This window comes from Bradyrhizobium sp. Crot121 (assembly GCF_059512385.1).
The window spans coordinates 121,323-137,259 of record NZ_JCAMOR010000003.1 but is presented as its reverse complement, the minus strand read 5'-3'; the positions used below and the strand labels follow the sequence as shown (position 1 = coordinate 137,259).

18 protein-coding genes are annotated in these 15,937 nt (G+C 64.4%); 11 read left to right on the top strand and 7 right to left on the bottom strand.

Translation table 11 applies throughout. From position 1 onward, the window contains the following. Positions 1-43: 43 nt before the first annotated feature. The 4 genes from AC5ZGW_RS04835 (at position 44) to AC5ZGW_RS04820 (ending at position 2,903) form a co-directional block, all read left to right on the top strand. Positions 44-823 (top strand): carboxymuconolactone decarboxylase family protein, encoded by a 780-nt coding sequence (locus AC5ZGW_RS04835; protein WP_130224421.1) that lies wholly within the window; start codon positions 44-46, stop codon positions 821-823. Positions 824-947: 124 nt separating this feature from the next. Continuing rightward, on the top strand, positions 948-1,343 hold the full coding sequence (locus AC5ZGW_RS04830; RefSeq protein WP_207230964.1) for a (R)-mandelonitrile lyase: 396 nt from the start codon (positions 948-950) through the stop codon (positions 1,341-1,343). A 28-nt stretch (positions 1,344-1,371) separates the two neighbouring features. Beyond that, on the top strand, positions 1,372-2,067 hold the full coding sequence (locus AC5ZGW_RS04825; RefSeq protein WP_130224417.1) for a RibD family protein: 696 nt from the start codon (positions 1,372-1,374) through the stop codon (positions 2,065-2,067). 74 nt (positions 2,068-2,141) lie between these two features. Then, entirely contained in the window at positions 2,142-2,903 is a 762-nt protein-coding gene (locus AC5ZGW_RS04820; protein WP_130224415.1) for a glucose 1-dehydrogenase, read from the top strand. A 41-nt stretch (positions 2,904-2,944) separates the two neighbouring features. Here AC5ZGW_RS04820 and AC5ZGW_RS04815 read toward each other — a convergent pair whose 3' ends face one another. Further along, the gene (locus AC5ZGW_RS04815) at positions 2,945-3,382 is read right to left on the bottom strand and encodes a hypothetical protein (RefSeq protein ID WP_130224413.1); all 438 of its coding nucleotides are present in this window, start codon (positions 3,380-3,382) and stop codon (positions 2,945-2,947) included. Between the two features lie 358 nt (positions 3,383-3,740). Between AC5ZGW_RS04815 and AC5ZGW_RS04810 the strand changes: the two genes are divergently transcribed. Then, positions 3,741-6,044, top strand: coding sequence for a caspase family protein (locus AC5ZGW_RS04810; protein WP_496113875.1), 2,304 nt, complete (start codon positions 3,741-3,743; stop codon positions 6,042-6,044). Between the two features lie 28 nt (positions 6,045-6,072). On the opposite strand, the gene pip is transcribed toward AC5ZGW_RS04810, so the two are convergent. The 6 genes from pip to pqqA form a co-directional block, all read right to left on the bottom strand. Beyond that, complete coding sequence (pip, locus tag AC5ZGW_RS04805; RefSeq protein ID WP_130231449.1) at positions 6,073-7,059, bottom strand: prolyl aminopeptidase; 987 nt, start codon at positions 7,057-7,059, stop codon at positions 6,073-6,075. Beyond that, positions 7,049-8,254, bottom strand: coding sequence for a pyrroloquinoline quinone biosynthesis protein PqqE (gene pqqE, locus AC5ZGW_RS04800; RefSeq protein WP_130231451.1), 1,206 nt, complete (start codon positions 8,252-8,254; stop codon positions 7,049-7,051). The genes pip and pqqE overlap by 11 nt, the downstream gene beginning before the upstream one ends. Continuing rightward, a complete protein-coding gene (gene pqqD, locus AC5ZGW_RS04795; RefSeq protein WP_130231453.1) occupies positions 8,251-8,559 on the bottom strand; it encodes a pyrroloquinoline quinone biosynthesis peptide chaperone PqqD in 309 nt (102 codons plus the stop codon). Before pqqD ends, pqqE begins: the two co-directional genes overlap by 4 nt. A 12-nt stretch (positions 8,560-8,571) precedes the next feature. Then, on the bottom strand, positions 8,572-9,366 hold the full coding sequence (gene pqqC, locus AC5ZGW_RS04790; RefSeq protein WP_130231455.1) for a pyrroloquinoline-quinone synthase PqqC: 795 nt from the start codon (positions 9,364-9,366) through the stop codon (positions 8,572-8,574). Next, complete coding sequence (pqqB, locus tag AC5ZGW_RS04785) at positions 9,363-10,292, bottom strand: pyrroloquinoline quinone biosynthesis protein PqqB (RefSeq protein WP_130231457.1); 930 nt, start codon at positions 10,290-10,292, stop codon at positions 9,363-9,365. Before pqqB ends, pqqC begins: the two co-directional genes overlap by 4 nt. Before the next feature lie 149 nt (positions 10,293-10,441). Next, positions 10,442-10,522, bottom strand: a complete 81-nt coding sequence (gene pqqA, locus AC5ZGW_RS04780; RefSeq protein ID WP_035635412.1) for a pyrroloquinoline quinone precursor peptide PqqA — start codon at positions 10,520-10,522, stop codon at positions 10,442-10,444. 383 nt (positions 10,523-10,905) lie between these two features. On the opposite strand from pqqA, the gene AC5ZGW_RS04775 reads away from it, so the two are divergent. From AC5ZGW_RS04775 to AC5ZGW_RS04750, 6 genes are all read left to right on the top strand, one after another. Continuing rightward, positions 10,906-11,166, top strand: coding sequence for a DUF6894 family protein (locus tag AC5ZGW_RS04775; RefSeq protein ID WP_028166081.1), 261 nt, complete (start codon positions 10,906-10,908; stop codon positions 11,164-11,166). 175 nt (positions 11,167-11,341) lie between these two features. Continuing rightward, the gene (locus AC5ZGW_RS04770) at positions 11,342-12,628 is read left to right on the top strand and encodes a PQQ-dependent sugar dehydrogenase (protein WP_496113874.1); all 1,287 of its coding nucleotides are present in this window, start codon (positions 11,342-11,344) and stop codon (positions 12,626-12,628) included. 145 nt (positions 12,629-12,773) lie between these two features. Continuing rightward, complete coding sequence (locus AC5ZGW_RS04765; RefSeq protein ID WP_130231376.1) at positions 12,774-13,343, top strand: c-type cytochrome; 570 nt, start codon at positions 12,774-12,776, stop codon at positions 13,341-13,343. A gap of 243 nt (positions 13,344-13,586) precedes the next feature. Then, the gene (locus AC5ZGW_RS04760) at positions 13,587-14,978 is read left to right on the top strand and encodes an amidase family protein (RefSeq protein ID WP_130231378.1); all 1,392 of its coding nucleotides are present in this window, start codon (positions 13,587-13,589) and stop codon (positions 14,976-14,978) included. Between the two features lie 202 nt (positions 14,979-15,180). Further along, entirely contained in the window at positions 15,181-15,657 is a 477-nt protein-coding gene (locus tag AC5ZGW_RS04755; RefSeq protein WP_130231380.1) for a glutathione peroxidase, read from the top strand. After that, positions 15,654-15,923 (top strand): DUF3297 family protein, encoded by a 270-nt coding sequence (locus tag AC5ZGW_RS04750; RefSeq protein WP_028166086.1) that lies wholly within the window; start codon positions 15,654-15,656, stop codon positions 15,921-15,923. Before AC5ZGW_RS04755 ends, AC5ZGW_RS04750 begins: the two co-directional genes overlap by 4 nt. The last annotated feature ends 14 nt before the right edge of the window (positions 15,924-15,937 follow it).

The window sequence follows — 15,937 nt, the reverse complement described above, 5'->3', positions numbered from 1 at the left end:
CGCGATCGCTGACCCAGCCATCTGCTACCGAGGAGAGTTCTCCATGAGAGTGCTCGCAGCCGCCGCCGTCTCACTCTGTCTGATGGCGCAGGCTTCGGCCCAGACGTCCGCAACCAATGGAGCAAGAACGATGCCCACGCCCCAAGATATTCGGGCGGTCGCGCCCGCCCTCGAAAATTACGCGCAAGGCGTTGTGCTTGGCGATCTCTGGAAGAGGCCCGGCCTCTCGGCGCGGGATCGCAGCATCGTGACCGTCGCAGCCCTGATCGCCCGCGCCCAGACGGTCGAGCTGCCATACTATCTCGATCTCGCCATCGACAATGGCGTGAAGCCGTCGGAGCTGTCGGAAATCATCACGCATCTGGCGTTCTACACCGGCTGGGCGAATGCAATGAACGCGATTCCGGCCGCGCGCGAGGTTTTCAGGAGCCGCAACATCGGAGCCGATCAGCTCCCGCCAGCGTCCGGACCGCAGCTCCCCCTCGACGAGGCTGCGGAGGCGCAGCGGGCGACGCGCGTCCGGCAGCAGTTCGGCGAGATCACGCCCAGTCTTGTTCAGTACACGACCGACGTGCTGTTCCGCGATCTCTGGCTGAGACCCGGCCTTGCCCCTCGGGACCGCAGCCTCGTCACCGTAAGCGCACTCGTCGCGACCGGACAGGTCGCTCAAATCACCTATCACCTGAACCGGGCGATGGATAACGGATTGACGCGGGAAGAGGCCGGAGAGGTGCTCGGCCATCTCGCCTTCTATGCCGGCTGGCCCAACGCGTTTTCCGCGGCGCCGGTGGTCAAGGAGGTGATCGAGAAGCGGCCCCGCTAGCATGATCCGGACGTACTCGCGTCGACGATTGATCGCTGGCAGCGCGGCCGGGTTCGCCCTGACCGTGATCGGCAGGGCCGCAGCGCAAAAGTCGACCACCGAGCGAAGGAGTGGAGACATGGATATCGAGATCAAGCGAAATGGCTCGCGGCCCGCCGCCAAGGGCTCGCCGGAATGGTTCACCGGTTCGGTCCGCGTCGAGCCGTTGTTTCAGGCGCCTGATCCGGCGCGGGTCGGCGCCGGGCAGGTCACCTTTGAGCCCGGTGCCCGGACCGCCTGGCATACGCATCCGCTCGGCCAGACATTGATCATCACATCGGGATTGGGGTGGGTGCAGCGCGCCGGCGGACCGATCGAGGAGGTGCGGCCAGGCGACGTGGTGTGGTTCCCGCCAGGCCTCAGGCACTGGCACGGAGCGACGCCGACCACTGCAATGACCCACATCGCCATCCAGGAATCGCTCGAGGGCAAGAACGTCGACTGGATGGAGAAGGTCAGCGACGAGCAGTACCGCAAGTGATCGAGCCGCGATTGGATGGAGAGATCGAATGAAGCCCTACGTCATCTGCCACATGGCGGCGAGTATTGATGGCCGTACACTTCTCAGCCGCTGGAGTCCTGAGGCCAGCGTGTCGCCAGGGCTGTTCGACCGATTGCACGAAGAGCTCGGAGGCGACGCCTGGCTGGTCGGACGCACAACCGGTCAGGAATATGCCAAGGGCAGCAAGTATCCCTCGTCCACAAAGGATGTCTTCCCGCGCGAGCCCTGGCTCGCGCATCGCGACGCAAAGGCCTACGGCATCGTGCTGGACGCGCATGGGAAGATCGTGTGGGGCCGCTCGGACATCGGCAATGATCCCATCGTCGTCGTGCTGACGGAGGAGGTCTCGGATGCACATTTGGCGGGACTTCGCAGCGAGGGGATCTCCTACGTCTTCGGCGGAAAGCAACAACTCGATCTGCCGCTGACGTTGGACGTCCTGAACCGCGAACTCGGCGTGAAACGTCTGTTGCTGGAAGGCGGCGGCATCACCAACGGTGCCTTCCTGCGAGGAGGGCTCGTCGACGAGGTGAGCCTGATCCTGTTTCCGACGGTAGACGGCGCGAAGGGCGCGCCGGCCGTGTTCGACTCGCTAGAGAAGGAGCAGGGACGATCGGCGCCCGTCCGATCGATGACTCTCGAGAGCCATCAGGTGCTCGAGGGCGGCGTTATCTGGCTGCGTTACAAGCTGCAGAATGAATGATCCAAGGACCCGCATCTCAATCGGCCTGAACGGGTCGCCCGTCCTCTACACAAGCACTAATAGGAGCGAATTCAATGTATCTGCCTTTCAAGAACCAGGTCGCGCTGGTCACGGGCGCTGCATCCGGCATGGGTTTGGCCACCGCCAGAGCTTTCGCGGACGCCGGCGCGGCTGTCGCGCTCGTCGATGTCCGGGAAGATGCCGTCCGCCGAGCCGCCGATGCGTTGGCGGCGGCCGGCCATAAGGCGATCGGGATTCAATGCAACGTTGCAGATGAAGGTGACGTCGCCGCAGCGGTCGAACGGACCGTATCGGAATTCGGGCGGGTGGATGCTGCGTTCAACAATGCCGGCGTGCAGTCGCCTGCGATCGAGACTGCCGACGTCTCGGGCGAAGAATTCGATCGGGTCAATGCCATCAATTTACGCGGCGTCTGGACCTGTATGAAGCATGAGCTCAACCACATGCGAGAGCAGGGCAGCGGCGCCATCGTCAATTGCTCGTCCATTGGCGGCCTGATAGGTCTGCCAGGGCGTGCGGCTTACCACGCCACCAAACATGGAGTGATTGGGCTGACCAGGAGCGCTGCGCTCGAATATGCAGCGCGCGGCATTCGCATCAACGCGGTGTGCCCAGGCACCATCGACACACCCATGGTTTCCGAGATGCTCTCCAAAGAGCCGGAAGCGATGAAGGAAATCCTGCGGGATCAACCGATCGGTCGGCTTGGTCGCCCCGATGAGATCGCGTCTGCCGTTCTCTGGCTGTGCAGCCCCGGCGCAAGTTTCGTGATCGGGCATGCGCTCGTGGTGGATGGCGGGTTTACCGCCCACTGAACGCGACCAGCGGAAGACGCTTCACAGACGGTAGGTCCCGGTCACTTCATCGTAATGGTGATGCGGGCCAGGCTGGCCGAGAGCTCCACGCCCAACCTCGGTCCGCTAAGCACCAGGACGACGCCATTCGCATTCTGCAGGCGCACAGCGCCGGCTCCGGCCACGAGAGCACCTCCGGCTCCGACCGCAGTGTAGGTGCCTGCCAGATCGGCGGGATTGTGCAGGTTCTGGGCCTGCCCGACGAACTCATCAATTGACAGCGCAAGCGTCGCGCCAAAACTCGCGCCCGAAACGTCGAAGGGATATTTTTTGCCGTGGAATGTCAGCACGCCTGTACCATTGCCGACGGCGGCGATGATTCCGGCCTTGGAGAAGAGGACATGCACACTACCGGTGTCCGCCAGTGACGGACTGGTCGTTACCGTCCACGCGGCGAATGCCATCAGGCTGGATGCAATTGCACTGCGAAGGTCGCGCATAAGACCTGGTCCCCGTGTTTTGAACGAGCTGAGGTCGGACTCCGAGCTTGAAACGAGAGACAATCCTGATCACGCGCAAGAACGCTTGAGTTAGATCAACGCGGTCTTTGTCCGCATGAAAATGCGCCGGCTCCGAATCCTAACCTGAGCAGCGGAATCATGCTGAGCGCTGACAGCTTCAAGTGCAGGCGACCCTAGCCACGGTTCCATTCGCTGATCGCGCCGAAAGGGCCGCGACGAAAAGCCAGTGGAACGTACAGGGGAGGCCAAGGATTGCCATAATTGGCGTAATTCCTGTTCAGCGGTGGTTCACCCGTCGAGGAATCCAATCGATTGGCATCCGATAGGGGATACGATCATGACGCGCATTCTGCTCGCATTATTCATCGGCCTGGTGTCATCGATTGCGCTGCCCGCACAGGCGCAAGAGCAGGAGAAGCGGCTCGCGCTGGTGATCGGCAATGGCGCCTACGCGTCCGGCGCGCTGCCGACGGCGGCCAACGATGCGGGTCTCGTGGCGCAGACGCTGCAGGCCGCGGGCTTTGACGTCGTCGGTGCGCGCGACCTCGACGGCGAGACGCTGCGGAAGTCGTTCCGTGAGTTCGTGCAGAAGGTGCAGGAGGCGGGACCGAACACGGTCGCCTTTGTCTATCTCGCCGGCTATGGCGTGCAGCTTACGGGTGAGAACTATTTCATTCCGGTCGATGCGAAGATCGCCCGCGACATCGACGTGCCGGTCGAAGGCCTGCGGCTGTCGGACTACATGCGCCAGCTCTCGGCGCTGCCGGTGAAGGCCAACATCATCGTGCTCGATGGCGCGCGTGCGAATTCCTTCGCCAAGGAGGGGCAGCCGCTCGCCGGCGGCCTCGCGCTGGTCGAGCCCGACGCGAAGATGCTGGTGGCGTTCAATGCCGCACCCGGCACGATCGCGCCCGAGGGACAGCCGCCTTACGGCGCCTACGCGCAGGCGCTCGCGGAGATGATCCGCGCTGGCGGCCTGCCGCTGCCTGAACTGTTCGACCGCGTCCGCCTGCGCGTCAGCGAGATGACCAAGGGCGCTCAGATTCCGTGGAACGCGCAGAAGATCGACACGCCCTTCATGTTCTTCGAACGGCAGCAGGACGCGCCGCCGACCCAGGTCGATGCCAGCGCCCGCGACAAGCCGATCCGCGACTTCGACGCCAAGGACGCCTTTGCGGCCGCGCTGGAGCGCGACACGCTGCAGGGCTACGAAGACTTCCTGCAGGCGTTTCCGAATGATCCGCTCGCCAAGCGGGTGAGGGCGATCGTTGCCGCGCGGCGCGAGGCGATCACCTGGGGTCGGAGCTATCGCAGCGATTCGCCTGATGCCTATTGGTCCTATCTCCATCGCTATCCGCGCGGCCCTCATGCGGCCGATGCGCGGCGGCGTCTTACAATCCTTTCGGCGGCGTTGGAGCCGCCGCCGTCCTTTGCGCCGATCGACTACGACGTTGGGCCGCCGCCGCCCGACGAGCTGACGTATGTGGACGACCGGCCGGTGCTCTACTTCGATGATCCGGTGTACGCCTTTGCGCCGCCACCGCCGCCGCCGGTGTTCTTCCTGCCGCCACCGCCGCCGGATTTCGTGGTGCTGGCGCCACCGCCGCCTCCGGTGGATGTGTTCGTGCTGCCTGTTCCGCTGTTCGTGCCGATCCCGGTCTTTGTCCGGCCGCCGATCTATGTTGCGCCGCCGCCGAACAACATCGTGTTCGCCAACATCCACAACACGACGATCATCAACAACGTCATCAACAATCCGAACCCAACTCCGGCGCAGCTCGGCGCGCTCGGAACGAAGTTCAGTGGTGGCGCAGCTCGACCGGCGATTGCGCCATCGCTGCCGCCGGCCGCGGCGCAGCGGGCCAATCTAGTCCAGCCATCGCCGCAGGGCGCCGGTCAGTCGGCGCTGGGCACCAAGTTTGCGCCGCGTGCGCCGACACAAGCCACGCCGGGCGCGGCACCCAACACTCCCGGCGCGAATGCATTGCCAGGCGCCGGAAGGCAGCCATTGCCGCAGGCGCCGCCGCCCGCGACCGCCGCGCAACCTGATGCGGGCACCAAGGCGTCGAGACTGACGTCGCCGCCCGGCACAGCTCCCAACGCGGCTGGCGCCAATGCGCCGGCTGGGACCAAGGGGCGGCCTTCGCCGCAGACCGCGACGGCACCTGCCACGGCCGCGCAGCCGAACGCGACCAGGCCGGGAGCTTCGCCGAGCGCGGCCGCTGCGCCGACCGACACGAAACTCAACCGGGCAGCGCCCGCACAGCGCCCATCGGCCGCACGGCCAGCGGATGTTCCGAGGGCCGCTGGCGCGCCGCCGTCGCGCCACGCGCCTGCGGCAACCGCATTGGCAAGGCCGACGCCTTCCGTCGCTCCGCCGGCTGCCGCGCATCGCCCGTCACCGCCGCCGGCTGCGGCGCGGACACCGCCGCCCGCGCGTGCGGCGGTCGCACCGCCGCCAGCTCCTGCTCCGCGCGTTGCGGCGCCACCGCCGCGGGCAGCCGCGCCGCCACCGCCGCGGGTCGCATCACCGCCGCCGCAGATGCATCAGGTGCAGCGCGCGGCGCCAGCGGCGCGGCCCGCTGCTCCGGCGGGGCGCGGCGGAGCTGCCTGCCCGCCTGGCAGGTGCCCTCAGCATTGACCGATGTGAAGCGCGGGCCTCGGCGATATCAATCCCGCTTGCGCGAGGCGAGGTCGGAGATTGCCCTCATCACGGCATCGCGGACGCCGGGGTCGTACAGGATGTGCCCGGCGCCTTCGACGATGCGGACTTCGGCCTCTCGCCAGCGCGCGGCCAGCGCGAACGAGGTGGCCGGCGGACACAGCAGATCATAGCGGCCCTGCACCAGGATGCCGGGAATTCCTGCAAGCTTGCCAGCTTCGTTCATCAACTGGTCGGGTGCCATGAAGCAGTCATTGGCGAAGTAATGCGCCTCCATGATCGGCGTCGCGGGCAAGGCGCGCGACGAGTTCAGCGAGGCGAGATCGAGCCGTGTCCGGCTGGGCGCGTGGACGGAGAGGATGTGCTCGGTGTCATGCCAGGCGCGCGCGGCCGGGCCGTGCACCGCCGCGTCGGCATCGAGGATGCGGCGCCAATAGGCCTCGAGTGGTTGCTCGCGTTCTTCGGCCGGCAGAACGCTCAGGAAGTCCGCTGCCAGCGCGGGATAGAAGCGCGGCAGCGTGTCGAGGAAGGCGCCTTCCAGCTCAGTGCGCGTGCCAAGGAATGTCGCGCGCAGCACCAAGCCGGTGACGCGATCGGGATGCGCCTGCGCATAGGCCAGCGCGAGCGTCGCGCCCCAGGAGCCGCCGACCACCAGCCAGCGCTCGAAACCGAATTTCTGCCGGATCGCCTCCATGTCCGCGATCAAAAGCGGCAGCGTGTTGGCCTCGCGCTTTCCTTTGGGGCGGCTGCGTCCGGCGCCGCGCTGGTCGAACAGCACCGCGTGAAAACGCTCGGGATCGAACAGGCGACGGTGATCCGGCTGGCAGCCGCTGCCGGGGCCGCCATGCAGATAGACCGCAGGCACGCCGCCCTCGCGGCCGACGCTCTCGACATAGATCTCGTGGTCGTCGCCGACGCCTAAGAATTCGGAGGTCAGTGGCGCGAAGGGATCCGTGCGGCGCGATGCTTTGCCCGCCTCGGCGTCAGGCGCCATGGTCGCCTTCCGTCTCCAGCGTGCCGCCGGCGAAATTGCGATAGAGGAAGCGGTTGTTGCCACCGGCCGCCTCGGTCTCCGCGAGCTTGAAGATCTTCTCGTGCATCGGCGACAGCGTGCAGGCCGGATCGGTGTTGCCGGCATCGCCGGTCAGCGCAAAGGCCTGGCAGCGGCAGCCGCCGTAGTCGATCTCGCGGAATTCGCAGGATTTGCACGGCTCGGGCATCCAACCGGTGCCGCGATAGCGGTTGAAGGCTTCCGAGTTCTGCCAGATCCAGGCGATCGAATGGTTCGAGCGCACGGATTCGAACTGGAGCCCGGTGATGCTTTCGGCGGCATGGCACGGCAGCACCTTGCCGGCCGGCGAGATGTTGAAGAACTGCCGGCCCCAGCCGCCCATGCACTTCTTCGGTCGCAGCGCGTAATAGTCCGGCACCACATAGTCGATTGCGAGCACGCCCTTCAGCCGCGCCTGCGCCTCCTCGACGATGCGGCTGGTCTCCTCGATTTGCGCGATCGTCGGCATCAAGGCGGCGCGGTTCTTCAGCGCCCAGCCGTAATACTGCACGTTGGCGACCTCGAGTCGGTCGGCGTCGAGATCGACCGCCATCTGGATGATATCGGAAAGCTGGTGCAGGTTCTGGCGGTGCATCACCGCATTGACGGTGAGCGGCAGGTCGAGCTCGCGCGTCCAATTGGCGGCCTGGATCTTCTTCTCGTGCGAATTTTTCAGGCCCGCAACGCGGTCGGCGACAACAGGCTCGTTGCCCTGGAAGCTGATCTGCACGTGGCAGAGGCCGGCATCGGCGAGCGCCGCCAGCTTTTCTTTCGTCAGCAGCACCGCCGACGTAATCAGGTTAGTGTAGAGCCCGACGTCATTAGCATGCTGCACCAGCTCGACGAGATCCTTGCGCGCGGTCGGCTCGCCGCCGGAGAAATGGATCTGCAGCACGCCGAGCTCGACGAGCTCGGTCATCACCTTCTTCCATTCCTCCGTGGTGAGCTCGCTGCCGGCACGGTCGAGCTCGACCGGGTTGGAGCAATAGGGGCATTGCAGCGGGCAGCGGTGCGTCAGCTCTGCGAGCACCGCCAGCGGAATGCCATAGCTCGTCGCCGTCGAGCGGTGCTGCTCCAGGACCGCCAGCCCGTCATTCGGCGCGGCCGTTGTCTTGCCGTCGGTGAGAATGTCGCTCATGGCGTCTTCTCCCGTGCTTCGCTCAGAAAACCCTTGTCCGCCAGATCCTGCAGCATCGCGATCACGTCGGTCGCGATCGCCTCGCGCGGTGCGGCGTATTTCGCCGCGAGCTGATCGACCATGTCGGCGACGCTGCGCTCGCCGTCGCAGAGCTGCAGCACTTCGACCGCGATCTCATCCGGCGCCAGCACGCGTTCCGGCGCCAGGATCACCCAGACCTGTCGTGTCTCGTCGAACTTCAGCTTGGCATGCCGCGGCAATTTCGGCCGGCTTGTCTCGCTGACGTTGATGTTGCGGCCCGCCATCGAAGAATTCCTCTAGCTCGCCGTCGGCACGAAAGCGCCGGGCGGGATGTGGCCGTCGACATAGGCATGATAGAGCGCATCGAGCTGCACCCACAGCACGTTGGTCTTGAAGATCAGCGCATTGCAGACCGCCTCGCGCTCCGCCTGTGTCGTGGCGTGCTTCTTGACATAGTCGAGCGCAAAGCCGGCATCGCGCGGCGCCTGCTGCAGGCGGCGTTTGAAGTAGCTCATGATATCAGGATTGACGAAGTTGTAGTGCTGCAGCATCCCCGAGATGCGCTCTTCGTGCAGGTTCGGCGCGAACAACTCCGTCAGCGAGGAGGCGATCGCCTCCAGCGGCGTGCGGTCGCGGCAGAAATGCACATAGGCTTCCACCGCAAAGCGCGTCGCCGGCAGGATGCCTTCGGTCGATTCGACATAGGCACTGTCGAGGCCGAGGCCTTCGGTCAGCTTCAGCCAGCGCTCGATCCCGCCTTCGCTGTCGACATCACCGTCATGATCCTCGATGCGATGGCGCCACTCGATGCGGGTCATGCGGTCGCGGAAGCGCGAGATCACGACCGCGTCCTTGATCGGGATCGTGCTCTGGTAATAGTAGCGGTTCAGCGCCCAGGCCTGCACCTGGCCCTTGTTCAATTTGCCGCCGTGCAACAGTTTATGGAATGGATGCAGGTTGTGATAGCGCGTCGCGCCGATATGGCGCAGCACGGCTTCCAGCTCCGCGGCGCTATCGAGCGACACGCCCTTGCCGATCGAATAGGCGGTCGTCGCTTGGAGTGAAGGTCCTTGGGGTAAAGGTGCATTCAAAGCTCTATCTCCGTTCCATCGGCGGGGATCTGCCAGCCGGCCCGCTCGGCCATCTTCCGCTCGGGAGAGTCCTTCAACAGGGCCGGGTTGGAGTTGTTGATATGCAGGAACAGTTTTCGGCCGATGGCAAGCCCTGCGAGGCTCTCGATCGCGCCGTGACTGCCTGACATCGAAATATGTCCCATCCCCTGACCGGTCTTGTTGCCGAGTCCCGCCGCGATCAATTCGTCGTCGCGCCACACCGTGCCATCGAAGAACACCAGCGGCGCTCCTGCAAGCCGAGATTTCAGATCATCGGTCACGCGCGCGCAGGCGGCGAGAAAGTAGAAATATTTGCCGCTGGCCTTTTCCGCAATGCGCAGGCCCAGCGTGTCGCCTGCGCCGTCATTGCCGGCCGGATGTGCCTTGCCCTCGAGATACCACGCGCCCTTGCCGGGAACCTCGAACGGCAGCACTTCGAGCCCGGAAGCCGAGCCGTCGGGCAAGGTCGGCTCGAATGCGTGGTCCACCGTGATCGGCCGGCGCTTCACGTTCTTCTCGCTCAGCACGTCGAACACGCTGTTGGACTTCAGGATCGCCAGCACCCGCTGGTGCGCGTAGATGGTAAAGGGCGAGCCCTCGCGCATCGACAATAGTCCGGCAATGGCGTCGATCTCGCCATTGGTGAGGATGACGCCGGCGATCGGACTATGGCGAAGCTCGCCGCGCTTGGGGTGCAATTGCGGCGTTGCGGTCACTTGCTGGCGCAGGTCGGGCGAGGCGTTGATCAGGAACCAGTGCGCGCCGTCGGCGCTGACCGCGATCGAAGCCTGGCTGCTCTGCAGGTCCGCCGCCTCGCTTCTTGCCGTGGTGCAAACCGGGCAGCCGCAGTTCCACTGCGGAACACCACCGCCGGCCGCCGCGCCCAGGACGACGACGCGAAGCATGATCCGTCTCCTGGCGAAAACCTGACACGTAGGAACAAACGAGCCAGGGACACAACAAAGCAGACCCGGGCGTCAACACACATTCCCTTTGGGAAGGTCGGACGCCCGCAAGTCCAGCAACGTATTAAGGCTAAGGTCGTCGCGCCCGCTTACTTGCGGGTTGCGCACATATACATGTTGATTTCCATGCCGACGGACACTTCGACGATCTTTGGTGCTTTCCAGGCCATCAGGTTCTCCTGTTTATGATCCGGGCGTATTTCGTCCCGGGCGATAAAGTAATGCGGGCGAAAAAGTTCGCCAGTTAAATTTTGACGTGCTGCGCTGCATCAGTCATGCTGCATCGCACTGGATCATGACCAGATTAGACGGAATCAGATCATGATCTCATCTCTTTTTTGTTTGATCATAATCTCCGCGCAAACGCTTCGCGTTTGTCGCGAGGGAAGACCGGTTTCCACTTTTCCGGATCATGTTCTAGGAATTCACGCAGTTGTGCGAGAGCCGCAAGTCAAATCATACGTTTCGTTGTTGTTCGCATTGCGATCAATGGCGATTCTGAGTTTCACGGAGGTCCCATCGCAGGGGGTCTCAACCGGAGTGTCTGCCGCCGATGCCGCGCTATTTCTTCAACACCCGTATCGGCGATGAGCTGATCTCCGACCCCGAGGGCGAAATCCTGCGGGATCCCGATCGCGCCTGGGAGATGGCGCGCGCCATGATTCGGGAACTGCTGCGGACCGAAGGCGCCGACGCCACACTGTTGAATGCCGTCATCGAAGTGACCGACGACGAGGGCGATATCGTGCTCGAATTTCCATTCTCGGAGGCGATCATCGGTCCGCCGGATACGGGCTCGGTCACGAAACATTGAAGGTCTGCGCGGTCGTTCTGCGCTAGATCGCTCCCCCGCCTCGATTCCGACCATGTTCCGGATTGCATCCGTGGACGAATGTCGGAAACTGCCACTCAGGAAGCCACGCCGGCATGCGCAGGATGCTGCACATGCGAGGACCAACAGGCTTTCGCATCTGGGGAGAACCACAGCGATGAACAATCTGACCACGCCGCGCAGCCTTGTTCGCGGCTTTTTCTTGGCCGGCGCTTTCTTCGGCGCATTCACGCTTGCCGCCCATGCCCAGCAGCCCGCCAGTCCGCCCGCCGCCGGTGCGGCGCCTGCCGCAGCGCAGCCGCTGCCGCCGGGCTCGCCCCTGATCGGCCGTCCGGAGAACGAGGCGGCCGCCAAGCTTGCCCCGGTCGCGCCGCCGCCGCTGGCGGCCGCGCCCGACAAATTGCCGCTCGCCAAGCTCAAGGTGCCGGCCGGCTTCAACGTCGAGGTCTATGCCGCCGGCATGGCAAATGCACGGTCGTTGGCGCAGAGCGACAAGGGTACGGTGTTCGTCGGCAGCCGCCTGGTCGACAAGGTCTATGCCATCGTCAACAAGGACGGCAAACGCCAGGTGAAGGTGATCGCCTCTGGCCTCTATCGCCCGAACGGCGTCGCCTTCAAGGACGGCACGCTCTACATCGCGGAGCTCTCGAAGGTCTCCAAGATCGAGAAGATCGACGATGTCATCGACAGTCCGCCGAAGCCGACGGTGATCTATGACAATCTGCCGAAGGACGAGGCCCATGGCTGGAAGTTCATCGCCATCGGGCCCGACAACAAGCTCTATGTTCCGGTCGGCCAGCCCGGCAACAACGTGCTGCACGACGATGCGCATGGCCAGATCCGGCGCATCAATCTCGATGGCTCGGGTGCGGAAGTCTATGCGGTCGGCGTGCGCAACACGGTCGGCTTCGACTGGAATCCGGAGACCAAGCACCTCTACTTCACCGACAACGGCCGCGACTGGCTGTCCGAGACGGTGCCGGAGGATGAGCTCAACCGCGTGACCAAGGCCGGCGAGGATTTCGGCGCGCCGTTCTGCTACCAGGGCAACATCATCGACCAGGAGCTCGGCTGGGGCAAATCCTGCAGCGACTATACCCCGCCGGTCGGCCTGATGGGCCCGCACACCGCGGCGCTCGGCATGCGCTTCTACACCGGCAACATGTTCCCGAAGACCTACAAGAACGCGATCTTCGTCGCGCGTCACGGCTCCTGGAACAAGTCGAAGAAGGAGGGCGGCGACGTCGTCGTGGTCAAGCTCGACAAGGACGGCAAGGTGAAGTCGGTCGAGCCGTTCCTCACCGGCTTCCTCGAGGATAACAAATATGTCGGCCGTCCCGTCGACGTGATGCAGTTGAAGGACGGTTCGCTGCTCGTCTCCGACGACTGGAACGGCGCCGTCTACCGCATCAGCTACGGCAAGCAGAAGGTCGCGGGGCAGTAGGTCGTACTCTCCGTCGTTGCAAGCGAAGCGACTTGTCCGCCGTAGCTCAAAGAGCGAAGGCGGAAGCAATCCATGCCTCCGCAAGTGGCGAAGTGGATTGCTTCGTCGCTTCGCTCCTCGCAATGACGAGCGCCAGGAAAGATCGATGTACAAAAAAATAGTCGCCGCGCTCGCCCTCGCATCCATCACCTTCGCCGCCAGCGCTGAGACCATTCAGGAGCGCGCCGCGCCCTGTCTTGCCTGCCACGGCGAGCGGGGCACGTCCGAGACCGAGAACACGCCTTCGCTCGGCGCGCAGCAAGCGGCTTACGTGCTGATCCAGCTCTTCATGTTCCGCGAGAAGCTGCGCGCGTTCGACACCATGAACGAGATGGCGAAGGATCTGTCCGACGACGACCTCCGCACCTTTTCCGACTTTATCGCCACCCTGCCGAAGCCGGCATCGCCCGCCGAGGCCGGCGATTCCGCCCGCGTGGCGCGCGGCCAGGCGCTCGCGCATCAATATCTCTGCAACAACTGCCACAGGCCGGATTTTTCCGGCAACGACAACGTCCCGCGCATCGCCAACCAGCGTGAAGACTATCTCAATAAGACGCTCAGCGAATACAAGGACAACACCCGCCACGGCTATGACGGCACCATGGCCGACGTGATGCAGCCTGTGACGAAAGAGCAGATCGCCGAACTGGCCTACTACATCGCCCACTACCGCTAAAACGCGCTGTTCGGGTGAGTGGGGTCCGAGATTACGTCCGCGATCGTCATTCCGGGGCGATGCGATAGCATCGAGCCCGGAATCTATTTCTCCGCCCGCAACTGCGGCCCGATGGATTCCGGGCTCGCGCTCCGCGCGCCCCGGAATGACGGCGTCACCGTTTTCGCGGAGACCCCCCTCATCCTTGCGCTGGCCACGTCAGCTCGGTGACGCTAAAACACGCCCGTCGCAACGGAGTCGGCAATGGAAGAACTTTGGCGCCTGTCGGCCGCGGATCTGGCCGGCCTGATCAAATCGAAGAAGGTTTCGGCGAGGGAGGCGGCGACCGCCGCCCTGGCGCGGCTGAACGCAGTCAATCCCAGGCTCAATGCCGTGGTCGACCACAGACCTGCGGACGTGCTGGCGCAGGCGGACGCCATCGATGCCGCGATCGGCCGCGGCGAGGAGGTCGGCGCGCTCGGCGGCGTCCCTGTCACGATCAAGGTCAATGTCGACCAGGAAGGGTTTGCCACCACCAACGGATTGACGCTGCAGCGCGACGTGATCGCGAAGGCCGACAATCCCGTGGTGGAGAATTTGCGCAAGGCGGGCGCCGTCCTGCTCGGCCGCACCAACTGCCCGGCCTTCTCCTATCGCTGGTTCACCACCAACCTGATCCATGGCGATACCAAGAATCCCCGCGATCCGAACCTTACGCCAGGCGGCTCGTCCGGCGGCGCGGGGTCGGCGGTGGCGGCCGGCATCGGGCATATCGCGCATGGCACCGATATCGCGGGCTCGATCCGCTATCCGGCCTATGCCTGCGGCGTGCATGGACTGCGGCCGACCATGGGTCGCATCCCCGCCTTTAACGCGGCGCTGCCGGAGCGGCCGATCGGCCCGCAGATCAGCGCGGTCTCGGGACCGCTGGCGCGCACCGTTGGCGATCTGCGCATCGCGCTCGCGGCGATGTCGGCCCGTGATATCAGAGATCCCTGGTGGATGCCGGTGCCGCTGGAGGGACCTTCCGTGCCGAAGCGCGTCGCGATGTGCCTCGATCCCGACGGTCTCAATCCGGTCGCCGAGGTGAAGGCTGCGGTGGCGGACGCCGGCAAGCGGCTGGAGCGTGCCGGCTGGACCGTCGAGGAGATCACGGCAACGCCGCCGCTGCGCGAAGCCGCCGACCTTCAGACAAAACTCTGGCTCGGCGATGGCTATGAGGCGCAGCTCGCCGCTGCCGAGCGCGAGGGCGATCCCGGCGCGCTGGCCTGCCTGCGCGGCAACCGCGCCAAGGTGCATCCATTCGATCTTTCGAAGGCGCTGACGCGCCGGGCGACATTGACGCGCGAATGGCTGGCGTTCTTCGAGCAATACGCGGTGCTGCTGATGCCGGTCTCCGGCGAATTGCCGTTCCCCGATCAACTCGACTGCAAGGACGATGCCTCCTTTGCCCAGGTCTGGCACGCGCAACTGCCGCAGATCGCCATTCCCTTCATGGGCCTGCCGGGGCTGGTTGTGAGCACAGGATTGGTCGGCCGCATTCCCGTCGGCGTGCAACTGGTCTCTGGCCGCTATCGCGAAGATCTCTGCCTTGCCGCGGGCGAGGCAATCGAAGCCGGCGGCACGCCGTCCGCGGTCATTGATCCTGCAGGCTGAGCGAAGAATCGAACATGACGATCTTAGGTCGAAGTGACGACGGCGCTTCTCCCTCTCCCCGTTCTTACGGGGAGAGGGTGGGGGTGAGGGGCTTTCTCCGCGATCACGGTGACAGTTGTACTCGTGGAGGCTCCCCCTCACCCGAAATTCAAGCGCTGCTTGAATTTCGACCTCTCCCCGCAAGCGGGGCGAGGTAAAGCCAATGCCAAGCGTCTATGATTTCACGGCCCGCTCGCTGGTTGGAGATGAAGTGCCCCTGAAGCGGTTCGAGGGGCAGGTGCTGCTCATCGTCAACACCGCCAGCGCGTGCGGCTTCACGCCGCAATACAAGGGTCTGCAGGAGCTCTATCTGGGGCTCTCGCCGCGCGGCTTTTCCGTGCTGGGCTTTCCCTGTAACCAGTTCGGCGCGCAGGAACCGGGCGATGAAAAACAGATCGCGGAGTTCTGCGAAACCAACTACGCGGTGACGTTCCCGATGTTCGCCAAGATCGAGGTGAATGGCGCGAATGCGCATCCGTTGTACAACTACTTGAAGAACGAGAAATCGGGCCTGCTCGGCCCGTCGATCAAATGGAATTTCACCAAATTCCTGGTCGACCGATCGGGCGGGGTGGTGGCGCGCCATGCGCCCACTGCGCGGCCTGAAGGACTGAAGACTGCAATCGAGGCCCTGCTATGAGCGAGAACAACGAAACCACCCACGACGAGCTGCCGGACCGCCTGTCGGTCGATCCGAACAGCCCATACTACAACGCGGATATCCTGGCGCGCGACGTCGGCATCCGCTTCAAGGGCGTCGAAAAGACCAATGTCGAGGAGTATTGCGTCAGCGAAGGCTGGGTGCGCGTCACCGCCGGCAACGCCAAGGACCGCTATGGAAATCCGCTGACCATCAAGGTCCACGGCCCGGTCGAGCCGTATTTCCGCGATAAGCCGAAGTCGTAACATCTGAAGCGCAA